The organism is Aeromonas taiwanensis (assembly GCF_000820165.1).
Lineage (GTDB): Bacteria > Pseudomonadota > Gammaproteobacteria > Enterobacterales > Aeromonadaceae > Aeromonas > Aeromonas taiwanensis.
Map to the genome: position 1 here is coordinate 104,816 of NZ_CDDD01000056.1, position 20,773 is coordinate 125,588.

Below are 20,773 nucleotides of genomic sequence, written 5' to 3' on the forward strand. Positions count from 1 at the left end.
GTGACTATTCCAACTCGTGAATTTGATGCGGTCGTGATCGGTGCCGGTGGTGCCGGCATGCGCGCCGCGCTGCAGATTGCCCAGTCCGGCAAGAGCTGCGCCCTGTTATCCAAGGTTTTCCCGACTCGTTCCCATACCGTTTCCGCTCAGGGCGGGATCACGGTCGCCCTGGGCAATGCCCACGACGACAACTGGCAGTGGCACATGTATGACACCGTCAAGGGCTCCGATTACATCGGTGATCAGGAAGCCATCGAGTACATGTGCAAGACCGGCCCCGAGGCCATCTATGAACTGGAGAACATGGGCCTGCCCTTCTCCCGTTTTGAGAACGGTACCGTGTATCAGCGTCCGTTTGGCGGCCAGTCCAAGAACTTCGGTGGCGAGCAGGCTGCCCGTACCGCGGCGGCTGCCGACCGTACCGGCCACGCCCTGCTGCACACCCTGTATCAACAGAACGTCAAGAACCAGACCACCGTCTTCTCCGAGTGGTATGCGCTGGATCTGGTGAAGAACCAGGACGGCCACATCGTCGGTTGTACCGCCATCGACATGGAGAGCGGCGAGGTCGTCTACTTCAAGGCCAAGGCCACCGTGCTGGCCACCGGCGGCGCCGGTCGCATCTACCAGTCCACCACCAACGCCCACATCAACACCGGTGACGGCGTCGGCATGGCGCTGCGCGCCGGGGTCGGCGTGCAGGACATGGAGTTCTGGCAGTTCCACCCCACCGGCATCGCCGGGGCAGGGGTGCTGGTGACCGAGGGTTGCCGCGGTGAAGGCGGCTACCTGCTGAACAAGGACGGCGAGCGCTTCATGGAGCGTTATGCGCCGAACGCCAAGGACCTGGCCGGTCGCGACGTGGTGGCTCGTTCCATCATGATCGAGATCCGCGAAGGTCGTGGCTGTGACGGTCCCTGGGGCCCGCACATCAAGCTCAAGCTGGATCACCTGGGCAAAGAGGTCCTGGAATCCCGCCTGCCGGGCATCTGCGAGCTCTCTCGCACCTTCGCCCACGTGGATCCGGTCAAGGAACCCATTCCCATCATCCCGACCTGCCACTACATGATGGGCGGCGTGCCGACCAGCGTGAACGGCCAGTGTCTGACCCAGGACAAGGATGGCAACGACGTGCCGGTGGTCGGCCTGTTCGCGGTGGGCGAGATCGCCTGCGTCTCCGTGCACGGCGCCAACCGCCTCGGCGGCAACTCCCTTCTGGATCTGGTGGTGTTCGGTCGTGCCGCCGGCATGCACCTGGTGGAGACCCTGGGCTCGATGGAGCACGGCGTGGAAGCCACCGACGCCGACATCGCCAAGGCGCTCGAGCGCTTCAACCGCTGGGAAAACAACCGTGACGGGGAAGACCCGGCCCAGATCCGCAAGGACCTGCAGCGCTGCATGCAGAACAACTTCTCCGTGTTCCGGGAAGGGGATGCCATGGCAGAAGGGCTGGCCGAGCTGAAACTCATCCGCGAGCGCCTCAAGAACGCCCGTCTGGACGACACCTCCAAGGAGTTCAACACCCAGCGCATCGAGTGCCTGGAGCTGGACAACCTGATGGAGACCGCCTATGCCACCGCGGTGGCGGCAAACTTCCGTACCGAGAGTCGTGGCGCCCACAGCCGCTTCGACTTCCCGGAGCGTGACGATGAGAGCTGGCTGTGCCACAGCCTCTATCATCCGGACACCGAGTCCATGACCCGTCGCGCTGTCAACATGTCACCCAAGACCCGTGAGGCGTTCCCGCCCAAGGTCCGGACTTACTGATTGCGGAGCCAAGCACAATGAACGTCACATTCTCTGTCTACAGATACAATCCGGACGTTGATAACGTCCCGTATATGAAGGATTATCGTCTTGATATTCCTGAAGGTTCCGACATGATGGTGCTCGATGCACTGATCCAGCTCAAGGAGCTGGATCCCACGCTCGCCTTCCGCCGCTCCTGCCGCGAAGGGGTCTGTGGATCCGACGGTCTCAACATGAATGGCAAGAACGGTCTGGCCTGCATCACCCCGCTCTCCGATCTGCTGAAGAAGGGCAGCAAGGTCGTCATTCGACCCTTGCCCGGTCTGCCGGTGATCCGCGATCTGGTGATCGACATGACCCAGTTCTACACCCAGTGGGAGAAGGTCAAACCCTTCCTCATCAACGAAGAAAAACTGCCGCCCGTGCGTGAGCACCTGCAATCCCCCGAAGAGCGCGCCAAGCTGGATGGCCTGTACGAGTGCATACTCTGTGCCTGCTGCTCCACCTCTTGCCCCTCCTTCTGGTGGAACCCGGACAAGTTCATCGGCCCTGCCGGTCTGCTCGCCGCCTACCGCTGGCTGGCGGACAGCCGCGACACTGCGGCTGCCGAACGCCTGGGTAACCTGGACGACGCCTTCAGCGTGTTCCGTTGCCACGGCATCATGAACTGCGTGAACGTCTGTCCCAAGGGCTTGAACCCGACCAAGGCCATCGGCCAGATCAAGTCGATGCTGCTCAACCGGGCTGTTTAGTATCAGGGCCAGGACGCCTCGCGCCGGGCCCGACCTCTGGATAGCCATCCCGTCTCTGGTGGGATGGCTATGACCCTACAAGCTGCACTGCAGCGAACAAGATGTACAAAGGGATAGAAATGCATAACGGCGTGATGAAGGCCTGGTTGGAGTCATCTCACCTGGCTGGTGCGAATGCAAGCTACATTGAGGATTTGTACGAATCCTTCCTGGAAAACCCCGAGTCCGTGGCCGACGAATGGCGCAATCTGTTCCAGTCGCTGCCCCAGGTCAATGGACATGCAGTAGAACAACCCCATTCCCAGGTTCGCGACTATTTCCGCCGCCTGGCCAAGGACCCCTCCCGTTACAGCGCCCCCGTTTCCGATCCCCAGGTGGATGCCAAGCAGGTTCGCGTACTGCAACTGATCAACGCCTTCCGCTTCCGTGGCCACCAGAATGCCAACCTCGACCCTCTGGGCCTGTGGCAGCGTGAACCGGTCGCCGAGCTCGACCCCGCGTTTCACAATCTGCAGGGGGCCGACATGGAGGCCACCTTCAACGTGGGCTCCTATGCCATCGGTCGCGAGACCATGGTGCTCTCCGATCTCTACACCTCCCTGAAGAAGACCTACTGCAGCAGCATAGGTGCCGACTACATGCACCTCACCTCCACCGAGGAGAAGCGCTGGCTGCAAGACAGGCTCGAATCCATCGAAGGGAAGGGGACCTACACCCTCGAAGAGAAGACCCGCTTCCTCGAGAGCCTGACCGCCGCCGAAGGGCTGGAAAAATACCTGGGTGCCAAGTTCCCGGGGGCCAAGCGTTTCTCCCTGGAAGGGGGCGATGCCATGGTGCCCATGCTCAAGGAGCTGATCCGCCGCGCCGGTGAGCAGGGCTGCAAGGAGGCCGTCATCGGGATGGCCCACCGCGGTCGCCTGAACGTGCTCATCAACGTGCTGGGCAAACGCGCCCAGGACCTGTTCGACGAGTTTGCCGGCAAGCACGGCGAGTCCTGGGGCACGGGTGACGTGAAGTACCACATGGGCTTCTCCTCCGACTTCGCCACCCCGGGCGGCAACGTCCACCTGGCGCTCGCCTTCAACCCGTCTCACCTCGAGATCGTCAACCCCGTGGTGATCGGCTCCGTGCGTGCCCGTATGGACCGCCGTGGCGACAAGGACGGCTCCAGCGTCCTGCCCATCACCATCCACGGTGACTCCGCCATCGCGGGGCAAGGGGTCGTTGCCGAGACCTTCAACATGTCCCAGACCCGTGCCTATGGCGTGGGCGGGACGGTGCGCATCGTCATCAACAACCAGGTCGGTTTCACCACCTCCTACATCCGTGACCTGCGCTCCACCGAATATTGCACCGACATCGCCAAGGCGGTGCAGGCGCCCGTGCTGCACGTCAACGGGGACGACCCGGAAGCCGTGGTGCTGGTAACCCAGATTGCCCTGGATTACCGCAACACCTTCAAGCGCGACGTGGTGATCGAACTGGTCTGCTACCGCCGTCACGGCCACAACGAGGCCGACGAGCCGAGCGCCACCCAGCCGCTGATGTACCAGAAGATCAAGCAGCACCCGACCCCGCGCAAGATCTACGCCGATCAGCTGATCGCCGAAGGCACCATCACACCGGAGCTGGCCACCACGCTAGTCAACGACTACCGCGACACCCTGGATCGGGGCGAGCGCGTGAGCAAGGAGTGGCGCCCGATGGAGCTGCACTCCGTCGACTGGACTCCGTATCTGGGCCACGACTGGGCCATGCCCTATGACAGCACAGTGCCGATGGATCACCTGAAGGCCCTGGGCGAGCGGGTGAGCCAGTACCCGGCTACCCACGTGCTGCAGCGCCAGGTCGAGAAGATCTACGAAGACCGCCGCCTGATGGCCGCCGGCGAGAAGCTGGTGGACTGGGGCTTTGCCGAGACCCTGGCCTACGCCACCCTGGTGGACAAGGGTTCCCGCATCCGCTTCACCGGGGAAGACTCCGGCCGTGGCACCTTCTTCCACCGCCACGCCGTGCTGCACAACCAGAGCGATGCCAGCACCTACACCCCGCTGTGCAACCTGCACGACGAGCAAGGTCCGTTTGAAGTCTACGACTCCGTGCTGACCGAGAACGCGGTGCTGGCGTTTGAATACGGCTACGCCACCGCGGAGCCTGCCGGCCTCACCATCTGGGAAGCCCAGTTCGGCGATTTTGCCAACTGTGCCCAGGTCGTGGTCGACCAGTTCCTCTCCTCCGGCGAGCAGAAGTGGGGCCGGATGTGCGGCCTGACCATGCTGCTGCCTCACGGTTACGAGGGGCAGGGTCCGGAGCACTCCTCCGCCCGTCTGGAGCGTTATCTGCAGATGTGCGCCCAGCACAACATGCAGGTGTGCGTGCCTTCCACTCCGGCCCAGGTGTTCCACATGCTGCGCCGTCAGGTGGTGCGTCCGATGCGCCGTCCGCTCATCGTGATGACGCCCAAGTCCCTGCTGCGCCACCCGCTGGCGGTGAGCAAGCTCGAAGAGCTGGCGGAAGGCACCTTCCAGAACGCCATCGGCGAGATCGATGCGCTGGATCCGAAGGGCGTCAAGCGCGTGGTCTTCTGCTCCGGCAAGGTCTACTACGACCTGCTCGATGCCCGCCGCAAGGCGGAGCAGCAGGACGTGGCCCTGGTGCGGATCGAGCAGCTCTATCCCTTCCCGGAAGAGGAAGTGCGCGCCATCCTGGCCGATTACAGCCATGTCACCGACTTCGTCTGGTGTCAGGAAGAGCCGCAGAACCAGGGCGCCTGGTACAGCACCCGTCACCACTATGACAGCGTGCTGCCGAGCCATGCCCGCCTGCGTTATGCCGGCCGTCCGGCCTCGGCGTCACCCGCCGTCGGTTACATGTCCGTCCACACCAAGCAGCAAAAAGCCCTGGTGGAAGACGCGCTTACCCTGGAATAAACGAGTTGTGGATGAGAGGGGCGCCGGATGGCGGGCCCTCTCTGACCTGGAACCAGCCCGCTGGCCAAGAAGTAACAAGGAACTGATTACATGACTATCGAGATCAAGGTACCGGACCTGCCGGAATCCGTGGCGGACGCCACCATCGCGACCTGGCACAAGAAACCGGGTGATCTGGTTGCCCGTGACGAAGTACTGGTTGACATCGAAACCGATAAAGTCGTGCTGGAAGTGCCGGCGCCGGAAGCCGGCGTGCTTGGCGACATCCTGCAAAGCGAAGGGGCGACCGTGCTCTCCCGTCAGCTGATCGCCATGCTCAAGCCGGCTCCCGTGGCCGGTGAAGCGACCAGCGAGAAGCCGGCAGAGGTTGTGGCCGATGACGCGACCGAGGGCCTGAGCCCCTCAGTGCGCCGCCTGGTGGCTGAGCACGACATCGACGTCGCCAAGCTGACCGGCACCGGCAAGGGTGGTCGCGTCACCAAGGAAGACGTGGATGCCTTCATCAAGAACCTGGGCAAGGCCCCCGTGGCTGCTCCGGTTGCCGCCGCCCCTGTAGCTGCCGCTCCCGTGGCGACCCTGGCCGGTCGTACCGACAAGCGCGTGCCCATGACCCGTCTGCGCAAGCGCATCGCCGAGCGTCTGCTGGAGGCCAAGAACACCACCGCCATGCTGACTACCTTCAACGAGATCAACATGGCGCCCATCATGAAGCTGCGCAAGCAGTACGGCGAGATCTTCGAGAAGAAGCACGGCATCAAGCTCGGCTTCATGTCCTTCTACGTGAAGGCCGTTGTCGAATCCCTCAAGCGCTACCCGGAAGTGAACGCGGCGCTGGACGGTGACGACATCGTCTACCACAACTACTTCGACGTCAGCATCGCCGTCTCCACCCCCCGTGGTCTGGTGACCCCGGTCCTGCGCGACTGCGACAGCATGAGCCTGGCGGACATCGAGAAGGCCATCAAGGATCTGGCCGGCAAGGGCCGTGACGGCAAGCTGACCGTGGACGAACTGACCGGTGGCAACTTCACCATCACCAACGGTGGCGTGTTCGGCTCCCTGATGTCCACCCCCATCATCAACCCGCCCCAGAGCGCCATTCTGGGCATGCACAAGATCCAGGACCGCCCCATGGCCGTCGACGGCAAGGTCGAGATCCTGCCGATGATGTACCTGGCGCTCTCCTACGATCACCGCATCATCGACGGCCGCGAGTCCGTGGGCTTCCTGGTTTCCGTCAAGGAGCTGCTGGAAGACCCGACCCGTCTGCTGCTGGATGTCTGAGCGACTGACTGAAAGATAACGAGGGGCCGCCCAGGCCCCCATTCACAGGGGATTGAGAAACACGAGCCCCGGACGGAAATACCTACAACACGGATAGAGCATCTATGAATCTGCATGAATATCAGGCAAAACAGCTGTTTGCCGAGTATGGCCTGCCGGTCTCCGAAGGTTATGCCTGCGCCACTCCGCAGGAAGCGGCCGAAGCGGCCGACAAGATTGGCGGCAACACCTGGGTCGTCAAGTGCCAGGTCCACGCCGGTGGCCGTGGTAAAGCGGGCGGCGTCAAGCTGGCCAAGAGCAAGGACGAGATCCGCGCCTTTGCCCAGCAGTGGCTCGGCAAGAACCTGGTAACCTACCAGACTGACGCCAACGGTCAGCCTGTCACCAAGATCCTGGTTGAATCCTGCACCGACATCGCCAAGGAGCTTTACCTGGGCGCCGTGGTTGACCGTGGCTCTCGCCGCGTGGTCTTCATGGCCTCTACCGAAGGTGGCGTGGAGATCGAGAAAGTCGCCCACGAGACCCCGGAACTCATTCACAAGGCCGCCATCGATCCCCTGGTGGGTCCGCAGCCTTACCAAGCGCGCGAGCTGGCCTTCAAGCTGGGTCTGGTCGGCGATCAGATCAAGCAGTTCACCAAGATCTTCATGGGCCTGGGCCAGATGTTCCTGGACTGCGACTTCGCCCTGCTGGAGATCAACCCCCTGGTCATCACCGACAAGGGCAACCTGCACTGCCTGGACGGCAAGATCAACATCGACGCCAACGCCCTGTATCGCCAGCCCAAGCTGCGCGAGATGCACGACCCGTCTCAGGATGACCCCCGTGAAGCGCACGCCGCCCAGTGGGAGCTGAACTACGTGGCGCTCGATGGCAACATCGGCTGCATGGTCAACGGCGCGGGCCTGGCCATGGGTACCATGGACATCGTCAACCTGCACGGTGGTTCCCCTGCCAACTTCCTGGACGTCGGCGGCGGCGCCACCAAGGAGCGCGTGACCGAGGCCTTCAAGATCATCCTGTCCGACAGCAAGGTACAAGCCGTGCTGGTCAACATCTTCGGTGGCATCGTGCGCTGCGACATGATCGCGGAAGGCATCATCGGTGCCGTGAAGGAAGTCGGGGTGAAAGTGCCCGTGGTGGTGCGTCTGGAAGGCAACAATGCCGAACTGGGTGCCCGTAAACTGGCCGACAGCGGCCTCAATATCATCGCCGCAACGAGTCTGACTGACGCAGCTCAGCAAGTGGTAAAAGCAGCGGAGGCCAAATAATGAGCGTTCTGATCAACAAAGACACCAAGGTGATCTGCCAGGGCTTTACCGGCGGTCAGGGTACCTTCCACTCCGAACAGGCGATTGCCTACGGTACCCAGATGGTCGGCGGCGTGTCGCCGGGCAAGGGCGGCACCACTCACCTGGGCCTGCCGGTGTTCAACACCGTCCGTGACGCCGTGGAAGCCACCGGCGCCACCGCCTCCGTCATCTATGTACCGGCCCCGTTCTGCAAGGACGCCATCCTGGAAGCCATCGATGCCGGCATCAAGCTCATCGTCACCATCACCGAAGGCATCCCGACCCTGGACATGCTGGACGTCAAGGTGAAGCTGCAGGAAACCGGCGTGCGGATGATCGGCCCGAACTGCCCGGGCGTCATCACCCCGGGTGAGTGCAAGATCGGTATCATGCCTGGCCACATCCACAAGCCTGGCAAGGTGGGCATCGTCTCCCGCTCCGGCACCCTGACCTACGAAGCGGTCAAGCAGACCACGGACGAGGGCTTCGGCCAGTCCACCTGCGTCGGTATCGGTGGTGACCCCATCCCGGGTTCCAACTTCATCGACATCCTGGAGATGTTCCAGAACGATCCGCAGACCGAAGCCATCGTGATGATCGGCGAGATCGGCGGCAACGCCGAGGAAGACGCGGCGGCCTACATCAAGGCCCATGTCACCAAGCCGGTGGTCTCCTACATCGCGGGCGTCACCGCCCCGGCTGGCAAGCGCATGGGTCATGCGGGCGCCATCATCGCCGGTGGTAAAGGCACCGCGGCCGAGAAATTTGCCGCCCTGGAAGATGCCGGCGTAAAAACCGTGCGCTCCCTGGCCGATATCGGCAAAGCTCTGCGTGAAGTGACCGGCTGGTAATTCTGCTTAGCCCGTTATCTCTAATTGAAAATGCCGCCCGAGGGCGGCATTTTTATTATATTAAAGCTCAAGCATAAATGGTCTTTCATCTAGCTGTAGAGTGTTGTTTTTTCCAATAGCTGTATTCAAGCTATTGTAGAGTGAATTTGCAAGACTTGTTGCACTCTCTACTAGTGTTGCAAGGTCCTGCTCCGTAATTATTACAGGGTTGCCCTCTTTATCCTTTCCACCCCTATGCACTAAATGGTTTCGATTAATTGTTGCCAGTTCAATCTCGTCAATTGGCCAGTCTTTCTTAACTTCAATATTGAACGTTGCTTTGTAACGACTAATAACTTTGCTTGTGCTATGCCAGCTTGCACTAATCAAGTGTTCTTTAATTGCCTTAATGAGCTCCTCCCTTATCCTTTCAATAGGCTCCCCCTTGAAAGGTAAAGCAGCGATCTCTTTGCTTACTTTGAACTCCGTCTTACCTTTTTCGATACAATCAGCTATATAGGAGTCATCTTTCTCTATAGAGTTGATGAATAACTCAACATAAAGCGTTTCTAAGGCTGTAATGACATTTGTGTACAGAATACTAAGTAGATGATTTTTCTGCTGCTGTTCGTTTTTATCTTTTGCTAGTGCTTTTATACTTTCAATATTATCAACGAATTTAACAAAAGGTTCTCCAGAAGACGTCACTGCATCATACAAGTCTTCATCGTACCAATCATCAATATTATTAGAGTTACCTGACCATTCGTAGCATTGATCTTGAAGCTCTTCTGTTAACTCATCAATGTAGTTTTCTTTTACATACTGTCCAAACATCTCTTGCAGCTCGTCGCTTGCATCATATGGTCCACCATAAATATAAGCATAGCCTCCTTCACGCCCATTATAAGGACATGACTCTACGGGATCCTCGAAGTTATCAAAGAACCAACCCCGCATTACCTCCAGCTGATTTTCTTTACTTATGAACCTTAAGGATTTGAGCGGAACTTTCTTCCCATTTACATTAAAGACAATGTTCACGATGCAACGCCTTATTGTATAAAAGTGGGGGGGGGCTAATACAACTATAATTTTACTGCATGTAACACTGTACTCGGCTTAATAAGCCTCTGTCGAGGGGGTAAGCGGGTGGTTATTCTCAAAGGACCATTGCGATCTACTCCAAATGAGCGGTAGGGTGCGAATATAGTGGTTATCCCCTGCTTGAAGTTAGAAAGAGGGCGTACCTAGGCGATTATTGGTCGTAAAGATAAAACCACTAACCTTGAAAAATCGGGCCATAGGGCGTATAACCACGCGCTTGTCAGTGTATTGAGTGAGCCAATTTTCATGCAGCAGAGTGAACCCGTGCAGACCGCCCCCTTTTGGCAGGTAAAAAGCCTGCAACAGATGACCACGGCCGAGTGGGAGTCCCTGTGCGACGGCTGCGGCAAGTGCTGCCTGAACAAGCTGATCGACGAGGACACCGAGGAGCTGGTGTTCACCAACGTGGCCTGCAACCTGCTCAATACCAAGACCTGCCAGTGCTCCGACTACGGCAACCGCTTTAAGAAAGAGCCGGACTGCCTGCAGATCACCCACGACAAGATTGCCGAGTTCAACTGGCTGCCCTCCACCTGCGCCTATCGCCTGCTGGCGGAAGGGCAGAGCCTGCCGGCTTGGCATCCCCTTATCACCGGCAGCCGCAGCGCCATGCACCAGGCCGGTCAATCCGTGCGCGGCAAGGTGATCCACGAGGTACATGCCGGCGATTGGGCCGACCATATCATCACCTGGGCCAGCTAACGCCAGACCCGTCTATCGGGCCAGCCGCGAGCCGTACCAACTGCGAAGGGGCAGGGGAGTCATCACTCTCCTGCCCCTTCGGCTTGCTGGCTCCTTACAAAGCGCTGTGAAGGCGTCTACTTGTCTGCCTTGCCCGCCGCATCGGCAAGTCTGGCCAGCCGCTTGTCATACCAGGGCACTGTTCGCCCCTCGTCTTCTGCCCGCTCCTTGCGCCGGATGGCATTGCGCACCACCATGGCTCCTAGCCAGCGCAAAGGCTCGGGCGGAAAGTAGCCGCGCGGGCCGCTCACCAGGGCGCAGTCGCGCCACGGCTTGTCCGCTTCCCGCGACTCGTCTCTCACCAGGGCCGCCAGGATCTGGCCACCCATCCAGCTCTGCGCCACGCCGTTGCCGGAATAGCCGAGGCCATAGACGATATTGTGCTGCCCTCGCCAGTGGCCGAAGAAGGGAAGGCCATCCACCGAGCGATCGGAGGCGCCGCACCAGCTGGCGGCAATGGGCACCTCTGCAAGGGCCGGAAAGAAGCGGCGCAGGGTGCGGGTGAGGGGGGCAAGATAACGGCTGGGGGCATCGAACTCGGCCAGATGGCGGTTGGCAAAGGCAAAGGTGTTGCCCCCCTTGCCCAGCATCAGCCGCCCTTGCGGAGTGGATCGGTAGTAATGCACAAAGGTGCGGCCATCCACCACGGCGCGGCCGTGCTCAAGCTGCTGGGCGGCAAGCGCCTGTGGCGCAGGGTCGGTGATCACCATATCGGAGGAGACCAGCACTATGCTGCGGCGAAACTCGCGAAAGTGCGTCGCCATGGCGCTGTTGAGGGCCAGCACCACCTTGCGGGCTCGCACCTCGCCCTGCGGCGTCTGCACCCGCGCCGGCTGGCCCCCTTCGAGGCGCTGCATGGGGGAGTGCTCATAAACCTCGACCCCCAGCGCCCGTGCCACCCGCAACAGGCCGCGCACCAACAACGCCGGTTGCACCGAGCCCGCGTGGGGGCTGTAGAGCCCCTCCAGATGAACGTGGGAGCCGCTCTGTCTTGCCAGTTCACCCTCCGCAATTGCCTGCCACTGGTTAAGACCGGCTCGTTTGAGTTCCTGCAATACCGGCTCCATCAGACCGCGCTGGGCCTCGCTGGTGGCGGTGTAGCAGGTGCCCTCGACCCTCAGCTCTGCCTCTATGTGGTGCTTTTCGCAGAAGCGGGCAATCTCGTGCACCGCCTGCTCGGATCTTTGCACCAGCCAGGCGGCCTGCTGCTCGCCAAAGAGGCGCTTTAACGTCAGGTATTTGGCCGACCAGGTGAGCAGGCAGCCGCCGTTGCGCCCGGAGGCGCCGCTGCCGCACAGGTCTTTTTCCAGCACCATGATACGTAAGGCAGGTTCGGCCTGTTTAAGGGCGATGGCACTCCAGAGCCCGGTAAAGCCGCCGCCGACGATACAAACATCGGCCTCGTGGTGGCCGACGAGGGGCGTGGGCGGCGCGGGTTGTTCGGCGGCGAGCGCTTCGGCCAGCCAGAAGGGGAGAGTGGACATCATGACTCCTCGATAAGGTTATGGGTGGCGCCAGCGCTGGGTGCGATCCAGCAGGGCGCGGCTCAAAAAGAGCTGGAGCAGCTTGACGGTGGCGGCGGCCAGCAGGATCAGGGTGGCCATGGCGGCAGCCGCGGCGGTATCGCCGGAATCCTCCATATTGAGCACGGCGATGGAGGCGAGCACGCTGTCGCTCGAGTAGAGGAAGATCACCGCCGAGGTGGTGGTCATGGCGTTGACGAACAGATAGATGAAGATCTCCAGCAGGGCCGGCAGGGAGGCGGGCAGGGTGACGCGCCAGAACGCCTTCCAGAGCGGGATTCGCAATGAGATGGCCACCAGCTCCAGCTCCTTGGGCAGTTGCTTGAGGCTGGTCAGCGCCGTCATATGGCCCACGGTGTAGTAGTGGATGACGCAGGAGAGCACCATCAGCGGCAGAGTGCCATAGAGAGTGCCAAAGAGCGGATTGCCGTTGAAAAAGAAGATGTAACCCAGCCCCAGCACCATGCCGGGCACCGCCAGGGACAGCATGGCCAAGAGGTGCAGCAACTGACGCAGCCATGCAAAGTGGCGTCCCTTCTCCTGCGCCCAGGCCAGCACCATCACCAGCACGGTGCCGATAAGCGCGGTATAGAGGCCAAGTTGCAAGGTGTTGGTAAAGGGCTGCCAGCCGTAGACGCTGTTGCTGTCAAAGGCGTAGTGATCCAGTGTCAGCCCAAGGTTATAGGGCCAGAACTGCACCAGGGAGCCATAAACCGCCATCCCTACCAGCGCCAGAAACAGCAGGGCCCAGAGGGTGCACCAACCGAGGGCCAGCAGATCCCGTAGCCGATGGGGTTTGGGCTGATAGGGCACCGCCTTGGTGCTGCTCTGCTCCTGCATCTTGCTGCGCACCCTGTGCTCCAGGGCAAAGCTCAACAGTGCCGGTAGCAGCAGAGTGACGCTGGCAACGGCGCCCAGCGAGAAGTTCTGCATCCCGATCACCTGCCGGTAGATGTCGGTGGCCAGCACGCTGTACTGGCCGCCAATCACCTTGGCCACCCCGAAGTCGCAGATGGTGAGGGTGAAGACCGCGATGGCGGCGCTTAAAAGGCCATAACGGGCGGTGGGCAAGGTGACGGTGACAAAGGTGCGCCAGCCGCTGCTGCCCAGCACCCGGGAGGCTTCATAGAGGCGGGCATCGCTCTGACCGAGCGCCGTGATAAGGATCATCAGGGCGTGGGGGAAGCACCAGAAGCCCAGACCAATGACGATGCCGATGGGGCCGTAGATGCTCTCGCCGCCGAGCAGCCCCTTGGCAACTCCCTGATTGCCGAACCAGTAGACCAGACTGATGGCGGGCAGCAGGGAGGGCATAAGGAGCGGAATAAGGCCGATGAGGCGAAACAGGGGCTTGCCCGGCATGCAGGTACGGGTGAGGGCGTAGGCGTAGCCGAAGGCGATGGTCACCACCAGCGCGGTGATCAGCACCCCGAGCCAGAGGGTGTTGCCGATGGTACGCCCCAGATGAGGGGAGTCGAAGTAGGCGCTGAAGTTGGCAAGCCCCACCCAGAGCCCGTTCTCATCCTGCAGGCTCTTTTGCAGCATGGTGAGCAGGGGCAGCAAGAGGCCCCCTACCAGCAGGGCGATGCCGAGCACCAGCAGGATCAGTTGCAGCAGCTGATCCCGGCTCCAGCCGAAACAGAGGCGCTGCCAGCGGGCGTCTTGTCGGGTTGTCGTTGGCGGCAACAGGGAGGAGGTCGCAAGGGGGGCAGTCATGGGCGCTCTCCTTCAAACAGTTGCATCGCCGCGACGGGCCAATGCAGGGAGCAGCGCATGCCGCTGCGCCAGCCACCCTGCTCGTGTTTGGGCAGCTCGTGGGTGGGGCGCTCCACCAGAATTTGCTGCGGGCCCAGATAGGTGTCGGCGATGCAGATAAGGCGCTGGGCGGCGCCGAGAAACTCCACTTGCTCGATGGTTGCTTCAACGCCATGTTGCCCAAGACAGGGCTCGCTCGGCGTACCCAGAGTGATCGCCTCGGGGCGGATCGCCACCTGCAATTTGCTGCCAGGGTTGGCCTGGTTGGCGAGCGGCAGGGGGTGTTCATTGAGGCGCACCTGGGTGGGGCCGAGCACCAGGGTCTCGAGGAAGTTCATGGTGCCGACAAAGCTTGCCACGAAGCGGCTCGAAGGCCTGTGGTAGATCTCCTGCGGGGTGCCCACCTGGACGATGCGACCGCCCTCCATCACCACGATGCGGTCGGCCATGGTCAGCGCCTCTTCCTGATCGTGGGTCACCATGATGGTGGTGATGCCAAGGCGCTGCTGCAGGGCGCGGATCTCGCTGCGAAGGTGGGTGCGCACCAGCGCATCCAGCGCGCTGAGGGGTTCGTCCAGCAACAACAGACCGGGGGAGAGGGCGAGCGCGCGGGCCAGCGCTACCCGCTGCTGCTGGCCGCCGGAGATCTGGCTCGGGTACTTGTGGGACTGGGCAGTGAGACCCACCAGCCCCAGCCAGTGATCGACCCGCTCCTTGATGAGATCCCGCGCCAGCCTCTGATTCTCGAGGCCGAAGGCGATGTTCTGGGCCACCGTCAGGTTGGGGAAGAGGGCGTAGGACTGGAACACGATGCCAAAATCGCGCTGCTGGGGCGGCAGTTGGGAGATATTGCGCCCCCCTTGCCAGATCTCGCCGCTGTCCGGCAGATCCAGCCCGGCGATGGCTCTGAGCAGGGTGGTCTTGCCACAGCCGGAGGGGCCGAGAAAACAGATAAACTCTCCCGGCTCAATGGTCAGGGAGATCCCCTTGAGGGCCTGAAAAGCGCCGAACTGCTTGTTGAGGTGTTGGATGTCCAGATAGGGCTGGGTCATGGTGCGACTCGCTACTGATTTGGTATATACCAGTTTGCGGATGAAGTGTGACGGTCAGGTGATCGGGGGATGACGGCTTGATGACAGTCAGATGACATCGGGTCGCCAGCAGCTAGCTTGGTCGCTTGTGGATGAGTTAGGTGCCACCCATTGAGGACGACACAAACACGTGAGGCGATGCCAAAAAGAGAAGGCCAACCTGGGTTGGCCTTCGGCAATCTGTTTATCGCCCTGGGTGCATTGGCATTGCTCAAACCAGCCCCCAGCGGGATTACTGCTTGGCTTCGGTCTTGCCGTCGAAGCTGGCGCTCCACTGGGCCAGGATGGCGTTGCGCTCGCGGGCAGCCCAGCCAAAGTCGTTGTCGATCATCTGGCTGTTGATGTCCACCGGATAGCCGGCTCTGGGCTTGGCCATCTCCGGGATGGCGACCACGGCGAACGACTTGTTGTAGAGGGCGTTGGCCTGTTCGGTGGCGGCAAAGTCGAGCAGCTGTTTGGCGGCCTCCAGCTTGGGGGTGCCCTTGATGATGGCGGCGGCTTCCATGTCCCAGCCCGAACCCTCTTTCGGGAACACCACCTCGATGGGGGCTCCCTTGGCCTTGAGGCTGGTGGCCGGGAAGTCAAAGGAGATACCGATCACCGTCTCGCCGCTGGCGGCCAGCTTGCAGGGGGCCGAACCCGAGTGGGTGTAGCGGTCGATGTTCTGGTGCAGACCGTTCATAAATTGCCAGCCCTGCTGCTCGCCCATGGTCTGCAGCCAGCCGGCGACGCTCAGGTAGCCGGTGCCGGAGGAGCTGGGGTTGGGCATGATCACCTTGCCCTTGTAGACGGGCTTGGTGAGATCGGCCCAGCTAGTCGGCGCCGGGATCCCCTGTTTCTCCGCCTCTACCTTGTTGAAGCAAATGGCGCTGAAGAAAGCGTCCAGACCGATCCAGTGGGGCTCGGCCTTGCTGTCGCGAAAGCGGCTGTCGAGCCTCTCCAGCCCTTTGGGAGCGTAACCGGTCAACATCTGCTGCTGATCGAGCTGCATCAGGCTGGTGGCGGCCAGACCCCACACCACGTCCGCTTTGGGCTGGGCTTTTTCCGCCAGCAAGCGGGCGGTGACCACGCCGGTGGAGTCGCGCACCCACTTGATGTTGATGTCCGGATGCTGGCGCTCGAACGCGGTTTTCAGCTCGCCGAGCTGCTCCGGTTCGAAGGCGGTGTAGACGGTGAGATCGGTGGCAGCCAGTGCCGGGGCTGTCATGGCGGTCAGCACGGCGGCGGCCAGCAGATGGGTTCCCTGTTTCATCCTCTTCTCCATGTCGGTTGGATTGGTATAAACCAGATTGGTCGAGAGAGAGGCTAGGGGAGCTTTATTACGATCCTGTGACGGCCCCGTGACGTTTTGCCTACGTCACTCCTGGGTATCCACCTCGATCTCCAGGCTGTCGTGGCGCCAGTACTCCAGATCGAAGTCGAGTACCCGGCCGTGCTGATCGAAGTTGAGTCGCTCCAGGCGCAGGGCGGGTAGCCCGGCGGTAGCCCCGAGCGCCTTGGCCACCTCGTCCGGCAGGGCAGTGGGGAAGAAGCGCACCTGCATGCGGGCGTAAAGAAGATCGTAATGGGCCTGGTAGGTCTCGGTCAGGCTGCCGTTGAGATCCAGCTCCAGCAGGCCGGGCACCCGCTCTGGCAGGCAATGGTTCTCGCAATAGCAGATGGCGCGCCCGTTGGCGTAGCGCAGCCGCTTGAGCAGAAACAGGCTGTCGAATGGCTTGAGCTGCAGCCGTACCATCAGCGCCGGCGGCACCGCCTGGCGGCTTTTTTCCAGGAGCTCGGTGCGTGGCTCACCCCCTTGCTCGCGCACTATCTGGTGAAAGTTGGAGGTGCGTCTGGGATTGAGGCGAAAGCGCGGCGGAGTGACGAACCAGCCGCGGCGATCCTCCCGATAGATAAGGCCGTTGGCCTCCAGCTGTACCAGCGCCTCGCGGATGGTGACCCGGGTGGTGCCGTAGAGTTCCCCCAGCAGCCGCTCGGAGGGGAGCTTGTCGTTGGGGGCCAGGCCCCCCGCCAGGATCTGGTTGGCGAGGGCATCCTTGATCTGCAGGTATTGGGGTTTGCTCATGAAAGTCCCTGGTTGTGCAATGAGTTGGGCACAGGTCTGGTCGTCGATCCGGTCGCTAAACAGAGGTGTCAAAGTACATTGGTAAAGACCAGTGTTGCCCCTGTGGTTCTGGCTTCCTAGATTATCGCGATCACGGCGCCGAAAATGAATTTTTTGTTGCACGTAAGGGCACCCCTTTGACCTTGGCGGGGCTGTTACCCACAATGCGCTCAATCTGGTATATACCAAAAGGAGCGAAGTCATGACCCATATTCCTGCGGCCCCTGCCGCCGCCGATTACCTGCTGCTGACCCCGGGCCCCCTCTCGACCACCGCGACTGTGCGTGCCGCCATGCTGCAAGACAGTTGCACCTGGGATGCGGACTACAACCAGGGGGTGGTGGAGCCCATTCGCCGCGAGCTGGTGCGCCTCGCCACCGGCCCGGAATATGAAAGCGACTACAGCGCCGTGCTGCTGCAGGGGAGCGGCAGCTATGTGGTGGAGAGCGTGCTGGGCTCGGCCATCGGCGTCGATGAGTGCCTGCTGATCATCAACAATGGTGCCTACGGTGCCCGCATGGGGGAGATGGCCCGCTGTCTTGGCCTGCGCCACCATGAGCTCGACTGCGGCGAGACAACCCGCCCGGAACCCGCAGCCATCGAGGCCATGTTGGCGCGCCACCCCGAGATCACCCATCTGGCCATGGTGCACTGCGAGACCACCACCGGCATGCTCAACCCCCTTGAGGAGGTGGCCGAGCTCTGCCAGCGCCGCGGCATCCGCCTGATCGTCGATGCCATGAGCAGCTTTGGCGGCATCCCCATCGACATGGGGCGCCTTGGCATCGAGTTTCTCATCAGCTCCGCCAACAAGTGCATTCAGGGGGTGCCGGGTTTTGGCTTCGTCATCGCCCGCCGCACCGCGCTCACGGCCTGCGCCGGTCGTGCCCGTTCGGTCTCCCTTGACCTGCACGCCCAGTGGCAGACCATGGAGCAGCAGGGGGGCAAGTGGCGCTTTACCTCGCCCACCCATACCGTGCTCGCCTTTGCCCAGGCTCTGCGCGAGCTGGAAGAGGAGGGCGGGATCGACGCCCGCCATCAGCGTTACAGCGAGAATCAGCGCACCCTGGTGGATGGCATGGCCGCCCTCGGTTTTGCGCCGCTGCTGCCAGAGGAGTGGCAATCCCCCATCATCACCGCCTTCTACTCCCCAGCCCACCCGGATTACCGCTTCGCCGACTTCTACCAGCGGCTCAAGGGGCAGGGCTTTGTCATCTATCCGGGCAAGGTCTCCCAGGCCGATTGCTTCCGTATCGGCAATATCGGTGACGTGACGCCAGAGCGGGTGCGCGGCTTGCTCGCGGCCATGGCCAGCGCCTGCTACTGGCAGGGGGACGCACGATGACGAGCCAAGCGCTTCACGGTCACGATCTGCGTGGCCACGATTTGCATGACCATAAGCTGCACGGCAGCGGCCGCGCCGACAGCGAAGGGGACATAAACCTCGGCGAGGGGCGGACGCGCTGGTGGGCGGCTCAGAGCGAGGTGATACAGGCCGGATTGGCGGAGGATAGCCGCTACTTTCTCCATCAGGCGCTCTCCACCCCCTGTCTGGACTTGCTTGAGGGAGCGCAGGGGAGCTGGCTGACCAGCGTATCGGGCAAGCGTTACCTCGATTTTCACGGTAACAGCGTTCATCAGCTGGGTCACGGCCACCCCAGGGTGGTGGCCGCGGTGCAGCAGCAACTCGCCGCTTTGTCGTTTGCGCCCCGCCGCTACACCCATCGGGTCGCCATCGACTGTGCCCGTACCCTGGCCGAGCTGGCCCCCGGCGATCTCAACCGGGTGCTGTTCGCCCCCGGCGGCAGCGAGGTGGTGGGGATTGCCCTGAAGCTCGCCCGCTTTATCACCGGCAACAGCAAGGTGGTGTCCCTGTGGGATGCCTTTCACGGCGCCTCCCTCGATGCCATCTCGGTCGGCGGCGAGGCCTGTTTTCGTGCCGGTATGGGCCCCTTGATGGCCGGAGTGGAGCGTATTCCGCCCCCCACCCGCTATCGCGGCGTCTGGTATCGCGGCGAGGGGGATGATCTGCACTACGCCGATTATCTGGAATACGTCATCGAGAAGGAGGGAGGAATCGGCGCCTTTATCGCCGAGCCCATCCGCAACACCGATGTGCAGGTGCCCTCAAGGGCATATTGGCAGCGGGTGCGGGAGATCTGCGATCGCCACCAGGTGCTGCTGATCGTCGACGAGATCCCCAATGCCCTGGGTCGCACCGGCCACTGGTTCAGCTTCGAAGAGTTCGGCATCGAGCCTGACATCATCTGCCTGGGCAAGGGGCTGGGGGGCGGGGTGGTGCCGTTTGCCGCGCTCATCACTCGCGATCGTTTCAATCAGGCGGCGGCTATTTCGCTCGGTCACTACACCCACGAGAAGAGCCCCGTCGGCTGTGCGGCGGCCCTCGCCACCATCGCCACCATCCGTGAAGAGGGACTGCTGGAAAAAGCGCGGGAGGACGGCCGCTTTATGGCGCGCGAGCTTGCGGCGCTTGCCGAGCGCCACCCTCTGATCGGCCAGGTGCGCGGTATCGGTTTGCTCTGGGCGCTCGATCTGGTGGTCGATCATCAGAGTCGAGCTCGAAACAGCGAGGCCGCCGAGCGGCTGCTCTACCGCTGTCTGGAACTCGGGCTCAGCTTCAAGGTCTCCCAGGGCAATGTCATCCAGCTCTCGCCCCCGCTCAATATCGCTCGCGCCGAGCTGGTGCGCGCCATCGCCATTCTGGATCGCGCCCTTGGCGAGATCGCGCTTTCACCGAAACAGGAAGATCACCATGACTGACTTGCAGATTGCCATCCAACCGACCACCGACGTGGAGGCGCTGATCCTCGACTGGGCCGGTACCGTCATCGATTTCGGCTCCTTCGCCCCCACCTCCATCTTCGTCGAGGCCTTCGCCCGCGCCTATGACTTCCCCGTGACCCTGGATGAGGCGCGCCAGCCCATGGGGCTGGGCAAATGGGATCATATCGCGACGCTGGGCCGTCTGCCCTCGGTGGATGCCCGCTGGCAGGCCCGCTTCGGCCACCCCATGAGTCACGCCGAGGTGGACCACCTCTATCACACCTTTATGCCGCTGCAGATCGCCGCCGTGACCCGCTTCGCCGCCCCCATCCCGGGTGTGTTGCCGGTGCTGGATGGGCTGCGAGCACAAGGGCTGCGGATCGGCTCCTGTTCCGGTTATCCCCGTCCGGTAATGGAGGCGCTGGTGCCGGCGGCGGCCGCTCACGGCTATCACCCGGATCACTGGGTCGCCACCGATGACCTCAAGGCGGGCGGTCGCCCCGGCCCCTGGATGGCGCTGGCCAATGTGATTGAGCTGGGAATAAGCGCCGTGCATCGCTGCATCAAGGTGGATGATGCCGTGCCGGGCATCAGCGAAGGGTTGAACGCGGGCATGTGGACCGTGGGATTGTCGGTTTCCGGCAACGAGTTTGGCGCCACCTGGGAGGAGTTCGCCGCCATGAGCGACGCCGAAATCGCCGAGAGGCGCGCACCAGCGGAGGCCAAACTGCGGGCGGCGGGAGCGCATTACGTCATCGACACCCTGGCGGACATCGCCCCGGTCATCGCCGATATCAACCGCCGTCTGGCGGCAGGGGAGCGGCCCTGAAC

16 protein-coding genes are annotated in these 20,773 nt (G+C 62.0%); 10 read left to right on the forward strand and 6 right to left on the reverse strand.

The features are described from left to right. The 6 genes from sdhA (at position 1) to sucD (ending at position 8,858) form a co-directional block, all read left to right on the forward strand. Positions 1-1,767: a succinate dehydrogenase flavoprotein subunit gene (gene sdhA, locus BN1136_RS09680; RefSeq protein WP_043761079.1), complete on the forward strand. Its 1,767-nt coding sequence runs from the start codon at positions 1-3 to the stop codon at positions 1,765-1,767. Between the two features lie 17 nt (positions 1,768-1,784). Further along, positions 1,785-2,501 carry a succinate dehydrogenase iron-sulfur subunit gene (locus BN1136_RS09685; RefSeq protein WP_043761077.1) on the forward strand — a complete coding sequence of 239 codons (717 nt, stop codon included), beginning with the start codon at positions 1,785-1,787 and terminating at the stop codon, positions 2,499-2,501. A gap of 119 nt (positions 2,502-2,620) precedes the next feature. Then, entirely contained in the window at positions 2,621-5,431 is a 2,811-nt protein-coding gene (gene sucA / locus BN1136_RS09690) for a 2-oxoglutarate dehydrogenase E1 component (RefSeq protein ID WP_043761075.1), read from the forward strand. Between the two features lie 90 nt (positions 5,432-5,521). Further along, the gene (gene odhB / locus BN1136_RS09695; protein ID WP_043761073.1) at positions 5,522-6,715 is read left to right on the forward strand and encodes a 2-oxoglutarate dehydrogenase complex dihydrolipoyllysine-residue succinyltransferase; all 1,194 of its coding nucleotides are present in this window, start codon (positions 5,522-5,524) and stop codon (positions 6,713-6,715) included. Positions 6,716-6,819: 104 nt separating this feature from the next. Beyond that, positions 6,820-7,986, forward strand: coding sequence for an ADP-forming succinate--CoA ligase subunit beta (sucC, locus tag BN1136_RS09700; RefSeq protein ID WP_043761071.1), 1,167 nt, complete (start codon positions 6,820-6,822; stop codon positions 7,984-7,986). Then, positions 7,986-8,858 (forward strand): succinate--CoA ligase subunit alpha, encoded by an 873-nt coding sequence (sucD, locus tag BN1136_RS09705; protein WP_005300222.1) that lies wholly within the window; start codon positions 7,986-7,988, stop codon positions 8,856-8,858. Before sucC ends, sucD begins: the two co-directional genes overlap by 1 nt. 60 nt (positions 8,859-8,918) lie before the next feature. Here sucD and BN1136_RS19860 read toward each other — a convergent pair whose 3' ends face one another. Next, on the reverse strand, positions 8,919-9,881 hold the full coding sequence (locus BN1136_RS19860; RefSeq protein ID WP_081843761.1) for a hypothetical protein: 963 nt from the start codon (positions 9,879-9,881) through the stop codon (positions 8,919-8,921). A 309-nt stretch (positions 9,882-10,190) separates the two neighbouring features. On the opposite strand from BN1136_RS19860, the gene BN1136_RS09710 reads away from it, so the two are divergent. Next, entirely contained in the window at positions 10,191-10,646 is a 456-nt protein-coding gene (locus tag BN1136_RS09710; RefSeq protein WP_043761068.1) for a YcgN family cysteine cluster protein, read from the forward strand. A 116-nt stretch (positions 10,647-10,762) separates the two neighbouring features. On the opposite strand, the gene BN1136_RS09715 is transcribed toward BN1136_RS09710, so the two are convergent. The 5 genes from BN1136_RS09715 to phnR all read right to left on the reverse strand — a co-directional run bounded on the left by BN1136_RS09715 (position 10,763) and on the right by phnR (position 17,119). Then, entirely contained in the window at positions 10,763-12,169 is a 1,407-nt protein-coding gene (locus BN1136_RS09715) for an FAD-dependent oxidoreductase (protein ID WP_043761066.1), read from the reverse strand. An 18-nt stretch (positions 12,170-12,187) separates the two neighbouring features. Next, a complete protein-coding gene (locus BN1136_RS09720; protein ID WP_043761064.1) occupies positions 12,188-13,924 on the reverse strand; it encodes a putative 2-aminoethylphosphonate ABC transporter permease subunit in 1,737 nt (578 codons plus the stop codon). Further along, a complete protein-coding gene (locus BN1136_RS09725; protein WP_043761062.1) occupies positions 13,921-15,015 on the reverse strand; it encodes a putative 2-aminoethylphosphonate ABC transporter ATP-binding protein in 1,095 nt (364 codons plus the stop codon). The genes BN1136_RS09720 and BN1136_RS09725 overlap by 4 nt, the downstream gene beginning before the upstream one ends. Positions 15,016-15,286: 271 nt before the next feature. Next, positions 15,287-16,306, reverse strand: coding sequence for a putative 2-aminoethylphosphonate ABC transporter substrate-binding protein (locus BN1136_RS09730; RefSeq protein ID WP_081843760.1), 1,020 nt, complete (start codon positions 16,304-16,306; stop codon positions 15,287-15,289). A 105-nt stretch (positions 16,307-16,411) separates the two neighbouring features. Next, entirely contained in the window at positions 16,412-17,119 is a 708-nt protein-coding gene (gene phnR / locus BN1136_RS09735; RefSeq protein WP_043761058.1) for a phosphonate utilization transcriptional regulator PhnR, read from the reverse strand. A gap of 241 nt (positions 17,120-17,360) precedes the next feature. Here phnR and phnW point away from each other — a divergent pair, with 241 nt between their 5' ends. From phnW to phnX, 3 genes are read left to right on the forward strand one after another with little or no spacing between them, the layout of a single operon-like run. Beyond that, a complete protein-coding gene (phnW, locus tag BN1136_RS09740) occupies positions 17,361-18,503 on the forward strand; it encodes a 2-aminoethylphosphonate--pyruvate transaminase (protein ID WP_043761056.1) in 1,143 nt (380 codons plus the stop codon). Beyond that, positions 18,500-19,939 (forward strand): aspartate aminotransferase family protein, encoded by a 1,440-nt coding sequence (locus BN1136_RS09745; RefSeq protein WP_043761054.1) that lies wholly within the window; start codon positions 18,500-18,502, stop codon positions 19,937-19,939. The genes phnW and BN1136_RS09745 overlap by 4 nt, the downstream gene beginning before the upstream one ends. Next, positions 19,932-20,771 carry a phosphonoacetaldehyde hydrolase gene (gene phnX / locus BN1136_RS09750; protein WP_043761053.1) on the forward strand — a complete coding sequence of 280 codons (840 nt, stop codon included), beginning with the start codon at positions 19,932-19,934 and terminating at the stop codon, positions 20,769-20,771. The genes BN1136_RS09745 and phnX overlap by 8 nt, the downstream gene beginning before the upstream one ends. Positions 20,772-20,773 lie beyond the last annotated feature (2 nt).

Excerpts from the sequence above, each read along its gene's own strand:
- sucD (WP_005300222.1), top strand. The coding sequence starts at position 7,986 with ATGAGCGTTCTGATCAACAAAGACACCAAGGTGATCTGCCAGGGCTTT.
- sucA (WP_043761075.1), top strand. The coding sequence starts at position 2,621 with ATGCATAACGGCGTGATGAAGGCCTGGTTGGAGTCATCTCACCTGGCT.
- BN1136_RS09685 (WP_043761077.1), top strand. The coding sequence starts at position 1,785 with ATGAACGTCACATTCTCTGTCTACAGATACAATCCGGACGTTGATAAC.
- odhB (WP_043761073.1), top strand. The coding sequence starts at position 5,522 with ATGACTATCGAGATCAAGGTACCGGACCTGCCGGAATCCGTGGCGGAC.
- BN1136_RS09745 (WP_043761054.1), top strand. The coding sequence starts at position 18,500 with ATGACGAGCCAAGCGCTTCACGGTCACGATCTGCGTGGCCACGATTTG.
- BN1136_RS09710 (WP_043761068.1), top strand. The coding sequence starts at position 10,191 with ATGCAGCAGAGTGAACCCGTGCAGACCGCCCCCTTTTGGCAGGTAAAA.
- phnR (WP_043761058.1), bottom strand. The coding sequence starts at position 17,119 with ATGAGCAAACCCCAATACCTGCAGATCAAGGATGCCCTCGCCAACCAG.
- BN1136_RS09715 (WP_043761066.1), bottom strand. The coding sequence starts at position 12,169 with ATGTCCACTCTCCCCTTCTGGCTGGCCGAAGCGCTCGCCGCCGAACAA.
- sucC (WP_043761071.1), top strand. The coding sequence starts at position 6,820 with ATGAATCTGCATGAATATCAGGCAAAACAGCTGTTTGCCGAGTATGGC.
- BN1136_RS09720 (WP_043761064.1), bottom strand. The coding sequence starts at position 13,924 with ATGACTGCCCCCCTTGCGACCTCCTCCCTGTTGCCGCCAACGACAACC.
- BN1136_RS09725 (WP_043761062.1), bottom strand. The coding sequence starts at position 15,015 with ATGACCCAGCCCTATCTGGACATCCAACACCTCAACAAGCAGTTCGGC.
- phnX (WP_043761053.1), top strand. The coding sequence starts at position 19,932 with ATGACTGACTTGCAGATTGCCATCCAACCGACCACCGACGTGGAGGCG.
- phnW (WP_043761056.1), top strand. The coding sequence starts at position 17,361 with ATGACCCATATTCCTGCGGCCCCTGCCGCCGCCGATTACCTGCTGCTG.
- BN1136_RS09730 (WP_081843760.1), bottom strand. The coding sequence starts at position 16,306 with ATGAAACAGGGAACCCATCTGCTGGCCGCCGCCGTGCTGACCGCCATG.